A 20,012-nucleotide genomic window follows, 5' to 3' on the forward strand; every position below is an offset into this window, starting at 1 on the left:
TCCTTCTCTTTTTTACTCTCGCCACAACCCAAGGAAGCACATGAACCGCAACGACATCACCGAAAAAATCATCACCGCCAAGGTCAGCCAGGGCATCACCTGGGACTCCGTGGCCAAGGCCGTCGGCCTGAGCAAGGAATGGGTGACCGCCGGCTGCCTGGGCCAGATGACCTTTGACACGGCGCAGGCGGCCACCATTGGAGACATCTTCGGATTGACCGAGGAAGAGCGCAAATGGCTTCAGATCGTGCCCTACAAAGGCTCACTGCCGACCGCCGTGCCGACCGACCCGCTGATCTACCGCTGGTACGAGATCGTCAGCGTCTACGGCACCACCATCAAGGAGCTGATCCACGAAGAATTCGGCGACGGCATCATGAGCGCCATCGACTTCAGCATGGACATCGTGCGCCAGCCCGACCCCAAGGGTGATCGCGTCAATGTGGTGCTGTCGGGCAAGTTCCTGCCGTACAAGCAGTACTGAAGCGGCCGGCCGTGCTTGGCTGGCAGTGCGAGGTGCTCAGCCCGAAACACTGCGCTACGCAGGTGGTTTCAAGCTAAACAGAGCGCAGATGCCCTGACGGGCAAGTTCCGAACATTGGCAAGCGCTGGAATTAACCGACCCATTTGCTACAAAATTAATAGCTATTAGCTCAATATCTGCCTTCGCCGTCATTGGTTTTTCTCCTTCCCCCGCTGAGGTAAGGCCGGGAGGGGGCCTCCCCGAACAGGTCTGCATGCCAGAACGACTTTTGCCAGTAATGTAAAGACGCTCTGGCAACGCTGCGGATTCGATCTCTGCGTTTTAGATTTATTTCTTTGGCTTTGGTTGGTTTTTCTGTGGTTTTAGGGTTGAGCGCCTGCCCGGCGGGAGGAAACTTTTTTATGGCAGAAAAGAAAGTCACTAAAGAAAGTTGCCTGGAGGCGGAACAGGGTCAGAGCTGGACGCTCCGACGGGCCTTCGCTTTACTGGGCCCTTGGTTCCCTGATCGTTGGCCCGGAGCCAATGCCGTCACTGGCTGTTTCTAGCGCTCACTCGTCCACAGCTTCACGCTCTTTCGGTTTTTACCGGCTTTTGCAAATTGAAAGGTTGACCAAGAGCAACATCCTGGAAATTTGCATGCATTTTTTTACGCTCAAGTTTCAAAATCTGGGGATGGGCATTCGCGGATGAAATGGCGCTAATAACCTCAACGGCAATGTGATCTGCCTTGTAGGAATGTCCCATGCAACGTCGAATACACATATCACGCAATTTTCGGCCGCTTGGGTTTTGCAGCAATTTTTTGCTGACTCAACGACATCTGACTCAGACTGAAAACGCCACGTCGGGGTCGCCGGATTGAGAACTGGCGGGGCCATCGGGCACCCAGGTGGTTAAAGGTCATGCTACTTGCACCAGCGGAAACCAGGGGGAAACCATCCGGTTTTTCGTCTACACCCGCGCGCCAGTGTGCAAGCGCTAGGGCCCAGGGGATGCGTTTTGCGACATTGCCGAAAAAAAGCCCACCTGACAGTGCTGTCCAGCCCCGTCACAGGCCTTGTCGAATGCGACTGAACTGGCGGGCCTCCAGATGGCAACACAGGGATGTGTGTCCGAAAACAGACAAACCGCATAGAACAGCTCAAAAGTTTTACCGCAGCCCTTCCAACATGACCTTGAGAAGTTCGAATGGAAAGTCCACCGTAAGGACCGAAAAATAGCAAACTGACAATCGCCCAACCTGGATCTCTTCAGATTTTTTACATATTAAAACAATTAATTTGTGTATAACCAATCAAAATGCGTGGTCAAGCATTTTTATCAAAATTTATTGCGTATCAAGAATATCTATTTTTTTAAATATGTAATGAAAATTCATTCATTCATTCATTCATTCATTCATTCATTCATTAATTAAGCCAGTGCGCGTTCTGAGCTGATTGGCATAAAAACCAAGGCAATGCATCGGCTTGATCAGGCAATGACTCTTGTCCTTTAATTAATGCTCATTGCATCGCGTGCCAACAGTTCTCTCAAACAGATTGCCCAATCCCGACAATGCCATCTAACACTGTTTTATTTATGTTGTTTGTAGCTGCATTTGTAAAATAACAATAAACCTTCAAAATGACCACGTCAGATAAACTTGCAAAGTTTTTAAAAACCAGATGGACAAGCAAGTTTGCTGCTTTACTGCTGCTTATGGGAATCAGCCATTCAGCCATGGCGCAGACCTGTGCAGTCAGTCCAAATTGGGCGCAGGCTAGCTCTTACGCAGTCGGAAGTATTGTCAAATATACAGATGAAAATCTATATATTGCCAAAGTACTCACACAACCCGGTATTCGACCCACCATTAGCACTTATTACTGGGCGTTGAAATCAACGTGTACGGCGCCAACGCCAACGCCAACGCCAACGCCAACGCCTACACCAGTACCGGCACCTGCCGTTGTCTGTGGAAGCACTGTATGGGTGACGGGACGGCAATATGTCGCCGGAAACGTTGTCTCCTACACGGATGGCAACCTGTATGTCGCCAAGTTCAGCAACCCCGGTTACAACCCGACCGTCAGCACCTACTTCTGGTCGCGTTACTCGTGCGCGCCTACGCCTACGCCTACGCCTACGCCTACGCCTACGCCTACGCCTACGCCTACGCCTACGCCTACGCCTACGCCTACGCCTACGCCTACGCCTACGCCTACGCCTACGCCTACGCCTGCGCCTACGCCTGCGCCTACTGGTGTTTGCACAAGCACTGTGTGGGTCGCCGGACGGCAATATGTCGCCGGGAATGTTGTCTCCTATACGGATGGCAACCTGTATATTGCCAAATTCAACAACCCAGGCTACAACCCGACCATCAGCACTTACTTCTGGTCGCGTTATCTATGCAGCCCTGCGCCAACACCAACACCAACACCAACACCAACACCAACACCAACACCAACACCAACACCAACACCAGCACCCACGCCTGTACCCACACCAGCGGTTAAATTTCATGGTCGATTTGACTTCACCAATCCAGCAGCGCCCCGTTACTCCTGGTCCGGATCTTCCATGTCGGCGCAGTTCACGGGCACTTCAATCTCGGTCACATTGAATGAATCGGACGCCCGGGTTTACTATGCCTATGTGATCGATGATCAGCCGGTCAAGAGGTTTTCAGTTTCTGCCGGCACCAATGTGTACACCTTGGCCACCGGTTTGAGCAATGGCACGCACAAGGTGCTGCTGATGCGAGAGTCTGAAGGCCATCAGGCAGGCCCTTCGCAGTTCGTGGGTTTTTCGTTGGATGGAACAGGCCAGCTTATGCAGCCCCCTGAATACCCCAACAAATACCGTCTGGAGTTTGTCGGAGACTCGTTCACTGCGGGGTTCGGCAATATCGGCGTGCAGCCTTGCGGATTTTCTACTGAAACCGAAAGTGCCTTTTGGTCGTACGCCCAGCAAACAGCACTGCAGCTGGGTGAAGCGCCTGCGACAAATATCAGTATTTCAGGCATCGGGATCTATCGCAACAACGGCGATGCGGGTCCGACAGCCAGCAATCCGTCAATGCCTTTTTACTATCCTCGAAACCTGACTGGCGAAGCAAACAGCCCGGGCGCGCCTTCCATCGTTCCGGCAATGCAGCCAACGGTCGTGGTCGTGTATCTAGGAACCAATGATTTTTGGAACGGACCGCCAAATCAGACAGATTTCGTTACTGCCTATGTCGAACTTTTCAAAACCATTCGCGCACGTTATCCATCGGCGATGCTCATTGCAGCGACTCATACGGGAAGCGAGCAGCAAGGCTATGTACAAGCGGCTTATAACCAGATGCTCAACAGTGGCGAAACAAAAATTCGCTATGCTGACTTCTTGATCAGGGACTGGAACGGCTGCAGCGGCCATCCCACCAAGGCCGCTGACCTGGAGATCGCGAACTATCTTGCGCAGTTCATTCGAAACCTGGGGCTTTGACAAAGCAGTGCGGAGGTCTTGGAGAGTCATGTGGCGATCTCTTCAAGACTGGCTTGCAGAACAAATCGAGCACCAGCCTGTTCCTGGGGCGAACCTGTTAACAGGGCGCGGTCGGGCAGGTTCCTGCGGTGCAAGCCGTGTCGCGCAGCCAGCCCGAGCGTTGAACCAAGGCATGCAGCATCAGCCGGCCGGGCAAGACCTCAGTGCGCCCGGCTGAATTCACATATAAAAATGCCTTTTCCACCCGACTGGCGTGCACTTATTGCTATTTATTAAATAGCAAATACTACATCGCTTGCAATCAGTCGCATGGCAAGGCCAGTTGAAAGCCGGGGGCGTTGGTCCTAAACTGCGCTTTTGCCTTGCATTCCCAATGCCCGCCAAGCCATGACCTTCAACGCCCCGCTTTTCCTGCTGCTCGCGGGGCTTTGCATGCTGCCGGGCCTGCAGGCCCAGCCGGCGCCGCTTGCCAGCCAGGCGGGGGTGCGTACCCCAGACGCCCTGCCCACCCTGCGCAGCCAGGCCGAATTCGACGCGCTGGCGCGTGTCCACAACCCCGGAACGGCGCTGGCGCTGCCGCATGTGATGTTTGCCATCGACCGGCTGCCCGTGCCGGCGCGCATGCATTACCTCAACACACCGCGCTTTGGCCTGCACGAGCATTTTGTCCGCCGGACCGGCCTGATGCCGCGCGCCGACGCGCAGGCCATTAAAAGCAACTACCTGCGCCCGGACCGCCGCTTTCTGTTCGGCACGGTCAGCTGGCAGCCTGATATGGCGTCCTTCACCTATGAATTCTGGGAAGGCGACCAGCTGACCGAGCCGCTGCTGCGCCAGGCCGACCAGCTGCTCAAGGCCAGCTTTTTCGCGCCGCTGCAGCTCAAGACCAGCTCGACGCTGCACGAGCGCCTGGCCCAGAAGACGGGCCTGGCTTTCGTCACACAGGAAGCGCTGATTCGCCAGCAGCCTTTCATGGCGCTGAACCCGGGCGTGGCCATTGGCCGGCTGCGCATCGTGGAGAAGGCTGACGATGCCGACACGCTGCGGCCGGACGACATTGCCGTGCTTCGGCAGGTTCCGCTCAGCCTGGCGCCGGTTTCCGGCGTGGTGACTGAACGGGCCTCGACCGTGTTGTCGCATGTCAATCTTCTGGCCAAGGGCTGGGGCATTCCGAATGCCTATCTGCGCGATGCGGCCGGCCTGCTGCGAGCGCAGGCGGGGCAATGGGTCGAACTGAAGGTGGCGGCATCCGGCTACCAGCTGCGCCGCTTGACAGCGTCTGAAATTGCTGCATGGCAGCTTCGCCAAAAACAAGCTAGCCCTCAAAAAGTCGTGTCCGTCGCCAAGCCGGACCTGGGCGAAACCCGGCTGTGGCCGCTGGTGGCGCTGCGGCCCCGGCACAGCGCGCAATGCGGCGCCAAGGCTGCCAACCTGGGCGTATTGCAGCTTGCGGGCATTGCCGGCACGTTTGTGCCCGACGGCTTTTGCATTCCGTTTTCGCAGTACGACCGCTTCATGCGCGCCCACCGCCTGGCCGACCGGCTGGCGCAGATGCAGCAAATGCCCGGCTTCAAGACCGACCCGAAAATCCGCAAGGAGGCGCTGGCCCGGCTGCGCGGCGAGATCGTGCAGTGGCCGCTGGACCGCCCGACAGCGGCCGACTGGCAGGCGCGCTGGCAAGCCCAGCTGGGTGGCGGGGGCGTGTTCGTGCGCAGCTCGTCCAATTCGGAGGACCTGCCCGGTTTCAGCGGCGCCGGGCTCTACACCACCGTACCGAATGTGCTGACCGGCGAGGCGCTGGAGCGCGCGGTGAAGACGGTCTGGGCCTCCGTGTTCAACTTCGAAGCCTGGGAAGCGCGCAGCGCGGCGCGCTTTGCGGCCGACGCGGTGATGATGGGCGTGTTTGTGCAGTCGGCCATCGACGCGGCCAACGCCGGCGTGATGATCACGCGCGACCCGTTCAGCCCCGCCGGCTGGCATGTCACCTACATTTCGGCCAAGCGCGGCATCGGCATCCGGGTGGTCGAAGGCCAGCGCGTGGCCGAGCAGGTCATGTATTCAAGCTGGTCCAAAGCCATCCAGGTGCTCAGCCGGTCGGCCGACGACACCGCGCTGCAGCTCGACCCGGCCGGCGGCGTCCGGCAGGTGCCGGTCGCAGTGGGCCGCGTCGTGCTGAACGACGCGCTGGTGCTGCGCCTGGCCGATGTCGGCGCGGGCGTCAAGCAGGTGTTTGGCGGCGTGGACCAGGACATCGAATGGGCCACGGTAGGCGAGCACATCGCGCTGCTGCAGGCGCGGCCTTATGTGGACCGGAGCACGGCGCCGCCCAGACCATGAATTTATAGTAAAAAATGCTGTTTCCGCTTGATGAAAAAGGGGTTATCGCTATCAAAAAAATAGCTTGCTAATTTGCACTGATACGCAGGCAAAATAAGGCCATGAACTCTCTTCAAGGCATCCGCATTCTCGATTTGTCCCGCGTCCTCGCGGGCCCGTGGTGTACCCAGACGCTGGCCGACCTGGGGGCCGATGTCATCAAGATCGAGCGTCCGGGCAGCGGCGACGACACGCGCACCTGGGGGCCGCCGTTCCTGAAGAACGACGACGGCACGGAAACCCATGAAGCGGCCTATTACCTGGGTGCCAACCGCAACAAGCGCTCGGTGACCTGCGACATTGCCCAGCCGGTCGGCCAGGCCTTGATTCGTGAACTGGTGCTGCACTGCGACGTGTTCGTCGAGAATTTCAAGGTCGGCGACATGGCGCGCTACGGGCTTGACTATGCCTCGCTCAAAACACTGAACCCGCGCCTGGTCTATTGCTCGGTCACCGGTTTCGGCCAGAACGGGCCGTATGCCGAACGCGCCGGGTATGACTACGCCATCCAGGGCATGGGCGGGCTGATGAGCGTGACCGGCGAGCGCGACGACCTGGGCGGCGGCCCGCAAAAAGTCGGTGTCGCCGTGGCCGACCTGATGACCGGCATGTACGCGACTGTCGGCATATTGGCCGCACTGCGCCATGCCGAAAAAACGGGTGAAGGCCAGCAGGTGGACATGGCGCTGCTCGACACGCAGGTCGCCATGCTGGCGAATCTGGGCGCCAATTATCTGGTCAGCGGGAAAGTGCCGCAGCGCGTCGGCAATGCGCACCAGAACATCGTGCCCTACCAGGTGTTTGAGGTCGCGCCCGCCGCCGACGGCAGCAAGGACCACCTGATTCTGGCCGTTGGTAACGATTCGCAGTATGTGAAGTTCTGCAAGGTCGCAGGCATTCCCGAACTTGGCGTGAATCCGCTGTTTGCCAAGAACCGTGACCGGGTGCACAACCGTGCCCAGCTGGTGCCGATTCTCGAAAGCATCATGAAGCTGCGCGGCAAGGCCGACTGGCTGGCTGCGCTCGAAGCGGCCAAGGTGCCGTGCGGCGCCATCAACAACCTGGCCGAGGTGTTTGCCGACCCGCAAATCGAAGCGCGCAACATGGTCACGCACTGGCAGCATCCGTTTAAAAACGACCTGCCGCTGGTGGCCAGCCCGATCAGGCTCAGCGCCACGCCGGTTCGCGGGCCGGGCCAGGGCGGCTTGGCACCGCCGCTGCTGGGCCAGCACACCGACGAAGTGTTGCGCGAGGTGCTGCATTACTCCGATGCGCAACTGCTCACGCTGAAAGCTGCTGCGGTGATCTGATGGCCAACTTTGTTCTGGTGCATGGCGCGTGGCACGGTGGCTGGTGCTGGCAACGCGTCACCCGGGCGCTGCAATACCAGGGCCACCGGGTGCACGCGGTCACGCTGACCGGCCTGGGCGAACGCGCCCATCTGTTGTCCGCCAGCATCACGCTGGACACACATATCGACGACGTGCTCAATCTGATCGAGGCCGAAGAACTGGACAACGTGGTGCTCGCCGTGCATTCCTATGCCGGCATGATCGGCACGGCGGTGGCCGACCGTCTGGGCCAGCGCCTGAAGCACCTGGTGTATGTCGATGCGGTGCTGCCCAAGCCTGGCGAAAGCTGGAGCAGCACGCAGTCCAGCGCCACCCAGCAGCAGCGCCTGGCGGCCGCCCGGGCGTCGCCGCATTTCAGCTTTCCGCCGCCCGACCCGGTGGTCTTTGGCCTTCAAGATGCCGACCATGAATGGGTCCGGCGCCGGCAGACGCCCCACCCCGGCAACACCTACCAGGCGCCACTGCAGTTCGACATGCAGCGCGTCGCCGCCGTGCGGCGCTCCTTTGTCAGCTGCACCCAGCCCGCGCTGGCAACCATTGCGCCGAGCCGGCTGCGGGCCAGGGATCCGCTGTTCTGGAACGGTGCCTGGCTGCCGAATACGCAATATATCGAGATTCCAACCGGCCATGACCCGATGATCAGCGAGCCTGCGGCCCTGGTTCAACTCCTGCTCGACAGCAGCGCCCAAGCAGACGCTGCACCTTAAACCACCAGACTCGCTCCTTCTTTGCCGATGGTGCCCGGCGTTACAACTTCGCCTGTAGGGGCCAACAAACCGACATTGACCAACCCCTGGGCACATTCACCCGAGGGCTGCTGCAGTGTCCCGGCATCAGGGTAAGGCATAAATTCCGAGCCAGGCATTAGTCCGACCGGCTCATTGCAACTGTCACCAACCGTTTCAATAATTGCATCGTTCGCTAGAAGTAGCGGAATGAAAAATTGACAAGAAAACGTGTTTAACCTCGACCCGCTCCACTGCCTCCCCAAGCGGTTTTGAAGCGTCGAGACAGCGCAACGCAATGAAGACTTACCTTCAACGACTGGACAGGTCCGCACCATGAATCAAATTTACAGCCTTGTTTTAAACCACGCCACCGGCGCTTGCCAAGCCGTTTCCGAAGTTGCCAAAGGCAGCCACAAGGCGGCCTCGGCCACGAGCGGCGAATCCTGCTCGCCACGCAGGAGCCGGCTGGCCAGCGCCTGCCTGATCGCACTGGCGACATTGGCAGGCACCAGTGCCTGGGCGCAGAACACTTCCGGATCCATCACGGGCGCCCCGGGCACCAATGGCTCGCCCGGCGTCTTAACCGGCACGAATGGCACTGCAGGCGCTGACGCCGTGCAAACCATCAGCGACGGCACCCATTCGGGCGTGCTCACAGGCGGCGTCGGCGGCAATGGTGGTTCGAGTCTTGCGCTTGGCGGCGACGGCGGCAGCGGCGGTGCCGGCTTGAGCAACGCCGTCAACAACGTGGGGGTGTACAACACCGGAAGCATCCAGGGTGGCCAGGGCGGTAACGGCGGTAACGTCGGCATTGGCCTGACACCTGGCCTGGGCGGCGCTGGCGGTAATGGTGTGTTGATAACAGCACCCACCAGGCTTTTCATCAATGACGGAATTATTGAGGGCGGACGCGGAGGTCTTGGTGGTCCAACCTCATCAGCGGGCGGTGTAGGGGTGTCAGCCACTGTCGCGACTTCGTTCGAGAGCTCAGGCACCGTGCGCGGCGGCTTGTCGGGCGACGGCTTGAGCCGTGCCGATGCCATTCGTTTTACCGGCGGCAACAGCTTTCTCGGTTTGGTTTCCACGTCCGTTATAGAAGGCAACGTCGTTGGCAGCCTCTCCAACAGCGACACGTTGGGCCTGTCAGGAAGCACCGACGCCAGCTTCAACACCGCGCTGATCGGGCCGACCGCGCAATACCGCAACTTTGCCGGCTTCCAGAAACTCGGCAGCAACACCTGGACGCTGACGGGCAGCACCACGGCGCTGACGCCCTGGCAGATTTTTTCCGGCACGCTGGCCATCTCGTCAGACGCAAACCTTGGCGACGCAGCTGGCGTGCTAACCCTGAACGGAGGCACGCTGCGCAGCACGGCTGACATCATCACCAACCGCGCCATGGTCCTGGGTCAAGGCAGCACTCTGGAGACCGATACCGGCACAAAGTACACGTCGAATGGCGTGATGTCGGGACCTGGAAAACTTACGAAGGCGGGACAAGGCACGGCAATTTTTACAGCCGACAACACCTACACCGGCGGCACGACCATCACTGCGGGCACGCTGGAGTTGGGAAATGGCGGCACGATTGGCTCTATCGTAGGCAACGTGGCCAACAGCGGAACACTCGCGTTTAACCGCTCTGACGCTGCAGCCTTTGACGGCGCGATTTCGGGGGCAGGTAACGTGCAACAACGTGGCACCGGCACAACAACGCTGACGGGCGCCAACACCTACACCGGCGGCACGACCATCACTGCTGGCACGCTGGCGCTGGGCAATGGCGGCACGACCGGCACCATCACCGGCGACGTGGCCAACAGCGGAACACTGGCATTCAACCGCTCCGACGCTGCAGCCTTTGACGGCGCGATTTCGGGAGCAGGCAACGTGCAAAAACGTGGCACCGGCACGACAACGCTGACGGGCGCCAACACCTACACCGGCGGCACGACCATCACTGCGGGCACGCTGGCGCTGGGCAATGGCGGCACGACCGGCACCATCGCCGGCAACGTGGCCAACAGCGGAACACTCGCGTTTAACCGCTCCGACGCTGCAGCCTTTGACGGCGCGATTTCGGGGGCAGGTAACGTGCAACAACGTGGCACCGGCACGACAACGCTGACGGGCGCCAACACCTACACCGGCGGCACGACCATCACTGCGGGCACGCTGGCGCTGGGCAATGGCGGCACGACCGGCACCATCACCGGCAACGTGGCCAACAGCGGAACACTCGCGTTTAACCGCTCCGACGCTGCAGCCTTTGACGGCGCGATTTCGGGCACTGGCAGTGTCGAACAACGCGGCACCGGAACCACGACGCTTTCGGGGGTGAACACCTATTCAGGCGGCACTTCCGTGCTGAACGGAACATTGGCGGGCGGTGCTGCCAGCCTGGGCAGCGGCGCGATTGTCAACAATGCAGCGCTGGTGATTGACCAGGCAGGCGACGGGTCACTGAACAATGTCCTCTCCGGCGCAGGCCGCATCACCAAGACGGGCGCGGGCGCTCTGACGCTGGGCGGCAACAGCGCGGCCTTTGCGGGCAGCACACAGGTGACCGCCGGAATGCTGGCGGTCAATGGCTCGCTAGGCGGCGCGGTGACTGTGGGCAACGGCGCGCGTCTGGCGGGAACCGGCTCGGTCGGCAACACGGCGGTGCAGTCCGGTGCGACTGTCGCGCCGGGCGGCAACAGCATTGGCACACTCAACGTGGCCGGCAACCTGACGCTGGCGCAAGGCTCGGTTTACCAGCTGAACGCCGCTTCCGATGGCCGCAGTGACCAGCTCCGCGTCAGTGGAGTGGCTGCGCTGCAAGGCGGCAACGTGTCGGTGCTGGCCAGCGGCAACTTTCAGCCGACCACCACTTATTCCATCCTCACCGCTAACGGCGGCGTGTCAGGGCAGTTTGCCGGCGCGACCACTGACATGGCCTTTTTGAATCCCTCCCTGACCTACAGCCCCCAGAACGTGACCCTGCGCCTGCAGCGCAACCAGGTGAGCTTGCAGAACATTGCGCAAACGCCCAACCAGCGCGCGGCTGCGGGCGCCCTGTCTGCACTCGACACCGGTCCGCTGTACAGCGCTATCGTCCAGTTAAACGCAGCCAATGCACGAACCGCCTTCGACAGCCTGTCTGGCGAGGTGCATGCTTCGCTGAAGTCGGCAGCTTTTGAAGACAGCCGCTTTGTGCGCAACGCCAGCCTGGGCCGCCTGCGCGAGTCGTTCGACACGCCTGCCGCCACAGCCACCGACGCGCCCGCAGCCTCTGGCAGCGGCGTGTGGGTACAGGCCGTTGACTCGTGGGGCAGCACCGATGCAGACGGCAATGCGTCGTCGCTTGAGCGGACCACGCGCGGCATCTTCCTGGGCGCAGACACCCGCGTGGGCGACGACTGGCGTGTGGGCGTGCTCGGCGGTTACAGCAAAAGCCGCGTGACACCAGACGACCTCCCTTCGTTGGCAAAAACCGACACCTACCATGTCGGTGTCTATGGCGGCAAGCAATGGGGTCAACTCGGACTGCGCGCGGGCGCGACATACAGTGCTGGCAAGGCCGATACCCGCCGGGACATTGCGTTCCCGGGGTTCAGCGGCCAGACGACTGCGAAATACGACATCAACACAACCCAGGCTTTTGGTGAACTCGGCTGGAAGATGCCGATGGCGAACGGTTCGCTGGAACCCTTTGCCGGCCTGGCGCATGTCAAGCTGAGCACCGATGGCTTCACCGAAAGCGGCGGCGTTGCCGGGCTCAGCGGCAGCAATAGCAGCACGCACGCCACCTACAGCACGCTTGGCTTGCGCGGCACCACCAACGCCGGCATGCCGAACAACCAGACCCGCCTTCGCGGACTGGTCGGCTGGCGCCACGCTTTTGGCGATGTGACCCCGACCTCTGCCCTGGCATTGGCGGGCCAGCCCGGCTTTAGCGTGGCTGGTGTTCCGATCGCCAGGAACGCACTGGTGCTCGAAGGTGGCATCGACTTTGCGGTGAGCCGCAACCTGACGATGGGCGTTTCCTACGTCGGCCAGGCCTCAAGCCAGGTGAGCGACCATGGCATCAAGGCGTCACTGCTCTGGAAATTCTGAACCCGCGGCCTGGAGCAGTTATTCGTCGCTCCAGTTCCGGCCGGGCAGACAGGCGGACAGGAAAAACTTTTTTGGGAGTGTTCTGATCAGTATCCAAAAAGCTTATTGCGCAATCAGGACGCACACTGGCAGCTATCTAAAAAATAGCATGCTGGTGACGCCTGAACCCTGCGCAAGCCGCAAACAACGGGTTGTATCTGAATCATCCTGGCCAGCAAACGAATTTATTGGATCAAAAAGGCTTCTTGCGCATGCTGTTTATATTCAGACAGCTTTTAATTCGATAGCAAAAACGACAAGCTTATTGAACAGAGCAATTGCCAGTCAAGCGAAGCCTTTTCTTGCCGTCCGTCTTTCCACAGCAGCACAGCCCTGCAACGCCTGTGACCTGACACCCAAAAGCCCTGCCGCACCAACACGCGACAGGGCTTTTTCAAGGCTGTTCCGGGCTGCAGAACCTAGAAGCGCCAACCCAGGCCCACGCCAAACAGCAACGGATCGGCCTTGAATTTGCCAATCTTGGCGCCTGCCAGCATCACATCGGTGCGGATCATGACTTTTTTCAGGTCCAGATTAAGGTACACGCTTTTTGCCAACGGAATGTCCACGCCGACCTGCAAGGCACCGCCCCAGCTGTGGTCGTCCATGCCGACACCCGTGAGCAGGTCTACCGAATTGAATCGCGTGTAGTTGATGCCGGCGCCCACATAAGGCTTGAAACCATTCATGGGAAAGTGGAACTGAGCCAGCAGCGTGGGCGGCAGGTGCTTGAAAGTGCCCACCTTGGTATTGAGGACGCTGGACGTCAGGGTCTGCTTTTGAGGAACAGTCAGGATCAACTCCAGCGCCACGTTGGGGCTGAAGAAGTAGCTGAGGTCCACCTCGGGAATCCATTTGTTGTTCATGGAAAGGCCAAGGCCCGTGCTGTCACCGTTGGCACTGTCCAGACGTACCGCGCGGGCGCGCACCATCCACGGGCCTTCTGAGGTTTGTTGTGCAAAGCAAGCACCCGAGATCAGGGTGGAAAAAATGGCGGCGGCAACGAGTTGTTTTTTCATGATGGGCAGCTGACAAAGGATGGGGAACATTCCCAAGCCATATTGGGCTCGCCCGGTAAACCCCAGCATTTGACATGGCGCAATGGTTTGCCAGCGCATCTTGCCGTGCTACTGCAGCTTGCGGCGGATCAACGAATCACTTTGTCAAAAGGCAAATTTCGTTGTTTGTAAACAACGTCTTACAGTATCTTTCAAGCCGCACTGTCGCGCAGGGCAGAGACAGTTTTTTATCCCTCGTGCAAAGCACCCGCACAAGGTGACGGATGCCACGCCACCCATGAACTGCAATTCAGGGCTTCTGCAGGGAGTCCGGTGTTCGCCGGCCGGCCAGCCCGCCCTTGCGACCGGCTTCGCGTGCTTCTGTGGCATTGAACTGGTGTGCATTGCCGCTGGCATGGGCTGCCTTGCCGCCTCTGCTGGCAATCTGGCGCTGCCGCTCCGGGTCCATGGAGGCAAAGCCACGACGGCTGGAGGCTTTGCGCTGGTTGCGGTTGTCCGCATCTTGGGTATTGTCTGGATTGTTGGACATGGGCTTCCTGAGGTCGATGGAAAAAGGAAACTCAAGTGTGCAATCCGGTCAATCGGCCCCGCCGTCGGCTTTGGAGCCTTTGAAAAGTAGGAAACATCCCATGCGCCAGGGTGCGCAAAACTGAGTTTCCTCGCCTTGCGCTGCGGCAATGTACCTGCCAGAGGGCAAGGCATCAGCGAACCTGTCAGTCTGCACGCAGTCAACGAAGGCAATGGTGTTGCCAGCAGATGCGTCTGGTCGTGTCAGCGCCCAACCGTGCCGAGCCAACAGTTCGGGCCAGACATCAGACTGCGGCCAGCGCCTGCTCCAGATCAGCCAGCAGGTCGTCGATGTGCTCGATACCGACCGACAGACGCACCATGTCCACGCTGACGCCGGCTTTGGCCAACTCAGCCGCGTTGAGCTGGCGGTGCGTGGTCGAGGCTGGATGGCAGGCCAGCGATTTGGCATCGCCGATATTGACCAGGCGGGTGAACAGTTGCAGCGCGTCCTGAAAACGCGAACCTGCCGCCATCGCGTCAGCCGCCGACTTGACGCCAAAGCTGATGATGCCCGAGGCCTTGCCCGCCATGTACTTCAGCGCCAGTGCATGGTCGCGGTGCTCCGGCAGGCCGGCGTAGTTGACCCAGGCCACCTTCGGATGGTTTTTCAGGAAATAGGCAACGGCCAGGGCGTTGTCGCAGATACGGTCCATGCGCAGCGCCAATGTCTCGATACCCTGCAAAATCTGGAAGGCCGCCATCGGGCTCAGTGCGGCGCCCATATTGCGCAGCGGCACGACACGCGCGCGGCCAATGTAGGCGGCGGCGCCCAGCGCCTCGGTGTACACCACGCCGTGGTAGCTCACGTCGGGCTCATTCAGGCGATTGAAACGCTCTTTGTGCTCGGCCCAGGGAAATTTGCCGCTGTCAACGATTACGCCGCCCAGCGTGGTGCCGTGGCCGCCCAGGTACTTGGTCATCGCATGCACCACGATGTCGGCCCCATGCTCGAACGGGCGGCACAGATAGGGACTTGAAACGGTGCTGTCCACCATCAGTGGCACACCGGCGGCATGCGCCACCTCGGCCAGCGCCGCAATGTCCGTCACGTTGCCCAGCGGATTGCCAATGGACTCACAAAATACGGCCTTGGTGCGCGCATCGATCAGCGGCGCAAACGAGGCCGGATCGCGCGGGTCCGCAAAACGCACCTCGATGCCTTGTTGCGGAAAAGTATGGGCAAACAGGTTGTAGGTGCCACCGTAGAGCGCCGACGACGCGACAATGTTGTCGCCCGCTTCGGCAATGGTCTGGATGGCAGCGGTAATGGCCGCCATGCCCGAAGCCACCACCAGTGCGCCGATGCCGCCTTCAAGCGCCGTCATGCGCGCTTCCAGCACCGCATTGGTCGGGTTCATGATGCGGCTGTAGATGTTGCCCGGCACCTTCAGGTCGAACAGGTCCGCACCGTGCTGTGTGTCGTCGAAGGCGTAGGCCACGGTCTGATAGATGGGCACCGCGACGGCCTTGGTGGTCGGGTCGGGCGTGTAGCCGCCATGAACGGCGATGGTCTCGATTTTCATTGTTTTCCTGTACAAAAAATCCAAAGGCCAGCAGGCCGGATGGCAAGCGCCTGATCGGACGCGGCAGTCAAGCATAGGCGGTTTTCCGCCTTGCATGAGCTCAAAGGCCAGGCCTGTGGAAATTCCGTTGTCAAATAAAAATTGATAGCAATGAATCCTTTAATAGCCAGCGCCAACTGTAAATTTGATACCTATCTTGCCGAAAAAGTTATTTCAATGCGCCAAACACCTTCTGCAAAATAGCACTGCCGGAACCGACCGGGTCCTGGCGGATTTTTCTTTCCTCCTCGCCAATCACAAGGTACAGGCCGTCAAGCGTCCGGCCGGTGACGTACTGCTGGATGTTGGCGTCTTCCTTTTTCACCAGGCCGAAGCCGGCCGCCTTGCCGGCAAAGTCGTTGTACTTCTGCGCCAGACCGACTTTTTCGGTCGCCCGGTTGACGACCGGCAGGAATTTCACACCCAACGGTGTACGCGTCTTTTCGGCAAAGAAACTCGTGACCGAGGTGTCCCCACCGGTCAGGATGTTCTTGGCATCGTTGACATTCATAGAACGCACGGCGCCCACCAGCAAGTCCTTGCCCATTGGCACGGCGGATTCAGCGGCCCGGTTGATGGCCATGACCAGTTCGTCAATCCGCCGGCCCTGTCCAAAGTTTTTCAGCAGTTTTGACGCATCTTCTAGGTAACTCGGCAAAGGAATGCGAACTTTTGGGTTGCCGAGGAATCCATCCGTCTTGCCGAGCAGCGAAACAGCCATCAAGGCGCCTTTTTCAAGCGCTGTTTTCAAGCCGCTGCTGGCTTCGGCGTTGGTCAGGTCGCCCAGCGACAAAGCATGGGCGTGGCCATAAGCGGCCCATAGCATCAAGCCCAGCGCACCGGCACCGGCCTGGTTAAAATTTCGACGTTGCATGAAGAGGTCTCCGATGAAAAGAATTTCTCCCCTGCCAGTATGCCGCATGGTGCTGGCGGGCGCACTGGCCATTGGGGGCGCGGCTTTCCTGAGCGGCTGCAGCGGCGCCCAGGCCGCGCCCGAATCAACCTTCGTGCTGCTCGACGGCAGCCGGCAAACGACGGCCGACCTGAAGGGCCAGGTGACACTGGTGAACTTCTGGGCCACCAGTTGTGTGACCTGCGTGGCCGAAATGCCGAAGATTATTTCCACATACAACAAATACCGGGCACAGGGCTACGACACACTGGCCGTCGCCATGAGTTACGACCCGCCCGCCTATGTTGTCAATTACGCCGAAACCCGTCAGTTGCCGTTCAAGGTCGCCATCGACAACACCGGCGCCAATGCCAAGGCCTGGGGCGATGTGCAACTGACCCCGACGACTTTCCTGGTCAACAAGCGAGGCCAGATCGTCAAGCAGTTCGTCGGCGAGCCTGACTTTGCAGCCCTTCACCAGCTGATTGAAAAGCTGCTGGCCGAAACCTGAACCGCTTTACTTCAAGCGCCCATGAAAAAGGCAGGCTCCCGCAAGGGTCCGGCCTTTTTTACCAAGCCTGCCACACGCACAGCCCAGCGATCTTCACCCAGCAGGGGCCGCGGGACTGGCTTCGCCAGACCGCAGGTGCAGCGGCCCCTCGGGGGCAATGAGTTAAGCCAAGCGAACGACTGTGGGGCTCTATCACTTATTCCGGAAAGTGTCGTGGCATGACTTGCAACTGTCGGCCGTTGCGCCAAACGAGGTCTTCAGTGCATCCAGGTTGCCGGTCTTGGTCGCGGCAGCCATTTTGTCGGCTTCAGCCACCAGCTTCTCGCTAGCGGCCTGGAACTTGGCCTGCTCGGTCCAGACTTCCGACATGGCCTTGCTGCGGGGGTCCTTGTCGGTACCGGGACCAAAACCGGCCCATGGCAGTCGGGCCATCACCGCCACCAGTTGGGCATTGTCCGCCGCGACCTTGGCATCGAACGGCACCTTGCCGTTGGCCATGGCGCCCAGACGACCAAAATGCGTGCCCATGACAGACAACGCGCTCTGGCGGTATTTGACCGCATCTTCAGGCTTGGCGAACTGGGCCGAAGCCGGAACAACCACGGTCAGCAAAGTGGCTGCAGTGGCAAGGCAAGCAAAAAATTTCATAAGATTCCTTGTGACTTTTCAAGATGGGTCAGAACGACAACGCTGTTACGCTTATTGTCGGACTGCTGAAGTTTAGCCAGTGGTGATAAATTTCGCCGAAATTTGTCGGCTGCGGTAAATCACCAGCACCCCAACATTCGAACAAATCTGTTGTCGCTATAAAAAACAAACCGGGGTACGGATGCACAACAACACAACATTGACCAAAGTACGCGTTTGGGATTTGCCCACACGGCTTTTTCACTGGGGACTGGTCATCGGTGTCAGCGGTCTGGCCATCAGCGGCACAGTTGGCGCAAGCGCCATGGTCTGGCACTTTCGCTTCGGCTATACGGTGCTGGCACTGCTGCTGTTCCGCATCGTCTGGGGTCTGGTCGGCGGTCGCTGGTCACGCTTTGGCGCCTTCATCTATGCGCCGCAAAGCCTCATCAATTACCTCAAAGGCAAGGGCAGGCCAGAACACAGCGTAGGCCACAGCCCGGTCGGTGCCCTGTCGGTCTTTGCATTACTGGCAATCCTCGTGCTTCAGGTGAGCAGCGGCCTGGTCAGCGACGACGAGATTGCCTTCGCCGGTCCGCTGACGGCCTTCGTTTCCAACGCCACAGTCAGCGTGGCGACCAACTACCACGCGAATATCGGCAAATGGATACTGCTGGGCCTGGCGGTGCTGCATATTGTCGCCATCGTGTTCTACCTGCTGCGCAAGCAAAATCTGGTGCATGCGATGGTGCATGGCGACAAGGAACTGGTGCGGCCGGCGCCTGCGTCGCGTGATGATTTGGCGTCTAGAACCGCTGCGCTGCTGCTCTTTATGCTGTGCGCAGGACTGAGTTACTGGATTTCCACACTGGACTCCGTCGCCTTTTAAAAAGCCCATCCTTGGCAAGGCGCTAAACTGGTGGCCGATTTCCCTCCAAGCGACACCGTGCCACGACCCACCCTCCAGTTCATCACGCCCGACTCTCCCGAGCGGCTGGCCGCCACGCGGCAGATCTTTACCGAATACGCCACGCAGTTGGGCATCGACTTGTGTTTTCAGAATTTCGATGCCGAACTGGCCGACCTGCCGGGTGAATACAACGAACCCCGCGGCGCCTTGTTGCTGGCGCTGGTGGATGGAGAAATCGCCGGCTGTTGCGGTTTGCGCGCCCTGGATTCGGTCGATTACCCGAATGCAGCCGAAATGAAACGGCTTTATGTACGCAAGGCGTTTCGCCGCTTTGGCCTGGGTCGGCAATTGGCTGAAGTGATACTGGACAAGGCACGCATGGCGGGCTATCAAAGCGTGCTGCTGGACACCCTGAACGACATGGAGTCCGCCCGGGCACTGTATTCCGATCTGGGCTTTGAAGACATCCCACCCTACTATCACAACCCCATGGCAGGCGCCCACTATCTGAAGGTTGATTTATAGTGGAATTTCAAGTAAAAAATGGCTTTCCCGCAAGACCAGCATGCAAATCTAGCTACTAAAATCATAGTAGAAAATCAGCGTCTGCATTACGCGATCCCAAAAGTATCGGCCATAAAAAAAGCCGCCTGGTTGAAGACCGGCGGCTTGAAAAATCAGGCTGGAGATCAGGCAGTGGCTTGAGCCAGCAGCGTTTCGGCATCGCTGACTTCAAACTTGCCCGGCCCTTCGACATTCAGGCTCACGACCTTGCCATCCTTGACCAGCATGGAATAACGGTTGCTGCGAAGGCCCAAACCCTTGACGTTCAGATCCAGCGTCAAGCCAGTGGCCTTGGCGAAGGCGGCGTCGCCATCGGCCAGCATGCGCACCTTGCCGATGGTTTTCTGTTCGCGAGCCCATGCGCCCATCACAAATGCATCGTTTACGCTCAGGCACCAGATTTCATCAACGCCAGCGGCCTTGAATTCGTCAAACTTCATTGCATAACCGGGCACATGCTTGGCCGAACAGGTCGGCGTGAAAGCACCGGGCACGGCAAAAAGGGCAATAGTCTTGCCAGCACTGTCCTGCACCACATCGACTGGATTGGGGCCCAAACTGCAACCGTTGCCTTCAACATCGACGTACTCCATCAATGTGGCTGATGGAAGGGTGTCACCTACTTTAATCATGAATGCTCCAGGTTTTAATTTCAACGAAAAATCACGTTGCGGCACTGATTTTCTCCCATGGGACGAAGATCCGGGCTGTTGGCGGTCTTTTGCCTGGAAATGATCAGCTTGCCACGTGCGAAAAGCAATAAAAAAGGCCCACAAAGTGGGCCTTTTTTAGAGCGCATGCGCCAA

The 20,012-nt window shown here is 59.3% G+C and carries 21 protein-coding genes and 1 pseudogene; 11 read left to right on the forward strand and 11 right to left on the reverse strand.

Annotated elements, in window-relative coordinates; genetic code table 11:
- Positions 1-40: 40 nt before the first annotated feature.
- The gene (gene cynS / locus H4V98_RS01190; RefSeq protein WP_196863468.1) at positions 41-484 is read left to right on the forward strand and encodes a cyanase; all 444 of its coding nucleotides are present in this window, start codon (positions 41-43) and stop codon (positions 482-484) included.
- Positions 485-653: 169 nt separating this feature from the next.
- Here cynS and H4V98_RS01195 read toward each other — a convergent pair whose 3' ends face one another.
- The 4 genes from H4V98_RS01195 to H4V98_RS01210 all read right to left on the reverse strand — a co-directional run bounded on the left by H4V98_RS01195 (position 654) and on the right by H4V98_RS01210 (position 2,739).
- The gene (locus tag H4V98_RS01195) at positions 654-905 is read right to left on the reverse strand and encodes a hypothetical protein (protein WP_196863469.1); all 252 of its coding nucleotides are present in this window, start codon (positions 903-905) and stop codon (positions 654-656) included.
- Positions 906-1,048: 143 nt separating this feature from the next.
- Positions 1,049-1,228, reverse strand: a complete 180-nt coding sequence (locus H4V98_RS01200) for a hypothetical protein (RefSeq protein ID WP_196863470.1) — start codon at positions 1,226-1,228, stop codon at positions 1,049-1,051.
- Between the two features lie 788 nt (positions 1,229-2,016).
- The gene (locus H4V98_RS01205; RefSeq protein WP_196863471.1) at positions 2,017-2,208 is read right to left on the reverse strand and encodes a hypothetical protein; all 192 of its coding nucleotides are present in this window, start codon (positions 2,206-2,208) and stop codon (positions 2,017-2,019) included.
- A 369-nt stretch (positions 2,209-2,577) separates the two neighbouring features.
- Entirely contained in the window at positions 2,578-2,739 is a 162-nt protein-coding gene (locus H4V98_RS01210; RefSeq protein ID WP_280757233.1) for a hypothetical protein, read from the reverse strand.
- Between the two features lie 259 nt (positions 2,740-2,998).
- Here H4V98_RS01210 and H4V98_RS01215 point away from each other — a divergent pair.
- The 6 genes and pseudogenes from H4V98_RS01215 to H4V98_RS01240 all read left to right on the forward strand — a co-directional run.
- A pseudogene (locus H4V98_RS01215) lies at positions 2,999-3,301 on the forward strand (hypothetical protein); the annotation flags it as partial.
- Positions 3,302-3,958: an SGNH/GDSL hydrolase family protein gene (locus tag H4V98_RS01220; protein ID WP_231374723.1), complete on the forward strand. Its 657-nt coding sequence runs from the start codon at positions 3,302-3,304 to the stop codon at positions 3,956-3,958.
- Between the two features lie 387 nt (positions 3,959-4,345).
- Entirely contained in the window at positions 4,346-6,295 is a 1,950-nt protein-coding gene (locus H4V98_RS01225; RefSeq protein WP_231374715.1) for a PEP/pyruvate-binding domain-containing protein, read from the forward strand.
- Between the two features lie 101 nt (positions 6,296-6,396).
- Positions 6,397-7,644, forward strand: a complete 1,248-nt coding sequence (locus H4V98_RS01230) for a CaiB/BaiF CoA-transferase family protein (RefSeq protein WP_196863473.1) — start codon at positions 6,397-6,399, stop codon at positions 7,642-7,644.
- Positions 7,644-8,393, forward strand: coding sequence for an alpha/beta hydrolase (locus tag H4V98_RS01235; RefSeq protein ID WP_196863474.1), 750 nt, complete (start codon positions 7,644-7,646; stop codon positions 8,391-8,393). The genes H4V98_RS01230 and H4V98_RS01235 overlap by 1 nt, the downstream gene beginning before the upstream one ends.
- 354 nt (positions 8,394-8,747) lie before the next feature.
- A complete protein-coding gene (locus tag H4V98_RS01240; RefSeq protein WP_280757234.1) occupies positions 8,748-12,512 on the forward strand; it encodes an autotransporter domain-containing protein in 3,765 nt (1,254 codons plus the stop codon).
- 458 nt (positions 12,513-12,970) lie between these two features.
- Here the strand turns inward: H4V98_RS01240 and H4V98_RS01245 are convergent, their stop codons facing one another.
- The 4 genes from H4V98_RS01245 to H4V98_RS01260 all read right to left on the reverse strand — a co-directional run bounded on the left by H4V98_RS01245 (position 12,971) and on the right by H4V98_RS01260 (position 16,576).
- Complete coding sequence (locus H4V98_RS01245; protein ID WP_196865074.1) at positions 12,971-13,570, reverse strand: OmpW family outer membrane protein; 600 nt, start codon at positions 13,568-13,570, stop codon at positions 12,971-12,973.
- Positions 13,571-13,859: 289 nt separating this feature from the next.
- Entirely contained in the window at positions 13,860-14,099 is a 240-nt protein-coding gene (locus H4V98_RS01250) for a KGG domain-containing protein (RefSeq protein ID WP_196865075.1), read from the reverse strand.
- Positions 14,100-14,382: 283 nt separating this feature from the next.
- Positions 14,383-15,663 carry an aminotransferase class V-fold PLP-dependent enzyme gene (locus H4V98_RS01255; protein WP_196865076.1) on the reverse strand — a complete coding sequence of 427 codons (1,281 nt, stop codon included), beginning with the start codon at positions 15,661-15,663 and terminating at the stop codon, positions 14,383-14,385.
- A gap of 208 nt (positions 15,664-15,871) precedes the next feature.
- Positions 15,872-16,576 carry a DUF4197 domain-containing protein gene (locus H4V98_RS01260; RefSeq protein WP_196865077.1) on the reverse strand — a complete coding sequence of 235 codons (705 nt, stop codon included), beginning with the start codon at positions 16,574-16,576 and terminating at the stop codon, positions 15,872-15,874.
- Between the two features lie 13 nt (positions 16,577-16,589).
- Between H4V98_RS01260 and H4V98_RS01265 the strand changes: the two genes are divergently transcribed.
- Positions 16,590-17,105 (forward strand): TlpA disulfide reductase family protein, encoded by a 516-nt coding sequence (locus H4V98_RS01265; protein ID WP_196865078.1) that lies wholly within the window; start codon positions 16,590-16,592, stop codon positions 17,103-17,105.
- A gap of 192 nt (positions 17,106-17,297) precedes the next feature.
- Here H4V98_RS01265 and H4V98_RS01270 read toward each other — a convergent pair whose 3' ends face one another.
- Positions 17,298-17,753, reverse strand: coding sequence for a cytochrome c (locus tag H4V98_RS01270; protein WP_196865079.1), 456 nt, complete (start codon positions 17,751-17,753; stop codon positions 17,298-17,300).
- A gap of 181 nt (positions 17,754-17,934) precedes the next feature.
- Between H4V98_RS01270 and H4V98_RS01275 the strand changes: the two genes are divergently transcribed.
- The 3 genes from H4V98_RS01275 to H4V98_RS01285 are packed head-to-tail and all read left to right on the forward strand — an operon-like array spanning position 17,935 to position 19,347.
- Positions 17,935-18,621, forward strand: coding sequence for a cytochrome b/b6 domain-containing protein (locus H4V98_RS01275; protein ID WP_196865080.1), 687 nt, complete (start codon positions 17,935-17,937; stop codon positions 18,619-18,621).
- 57 nt (positions 18,622-18,678) lie between these two features.
- Positions 18,679-19,167, forward strand: coding sequence for a GNAT family N-acetyltransferase (locus H4V98_RS01280; protein WP_196865081.1), 489 nt, complete (start codon positions 18,679-18,681; stop codon positions 19,165-19,167).
- Positions 19,168-19,185: 18 nt separating this feature from the next.
- A complete protein-coding gene (locus tag H4V98_RS01285; RefSeq protein WP_196865082.1) occupies positions 19,186-19,347 on the forward strand; it encodes a hypothetical protein in 162 nt (53 codons plus the stop codon).
- Here H4V98_RS01285 and H4V98_RS01290 read toward each other — a convergent pair.
- Together H4V98_RS01290 and H4V98_RS01295 are read right to left on the reverse strand one after the other, a co-directional pair.
- Positions 19,332-19,838 (reverse strand): peroxiredoxin, encoded by a 507-nt coding sequence (locus H4V98_RS01290; RefSeq protein ID WP_280757235.1) that lies wholly within the window; start codon positions 19,836-19,838, stop codon positions 19,332-19,334. The genes H4V98_RS01285 and H4V98_RS01290 overlap by 16 nt on opposite strands.
- A gap of 20 nt (positions 19,839-19,858) precedes the next feature.
- Positions 19,859-20,005 carry a hypothetical protein gene (locus tag H4V98_RS01295; RefSeq protein ID WP_280757236.1) on the reverse strand — a complete coding sequence of 49 codons (147 nt, stop codon included), beginning with the start codon at positions 20,003-20,005 and terminating at the stop codon, positions 19,859-19,861.
- Positions 20,006-20,012 lie beyond the last annotated feature (7 nt).

Origin of the sequence: Polaromonas sp. CG_23.6, assembly GCF_029892315.1 — a bacterium.
Lineage (GTDB): Bacteria > Pseudomonadota > Gammaproteobacteria > Burkholderiales > Burkholderiaceae_C > Polaromonas.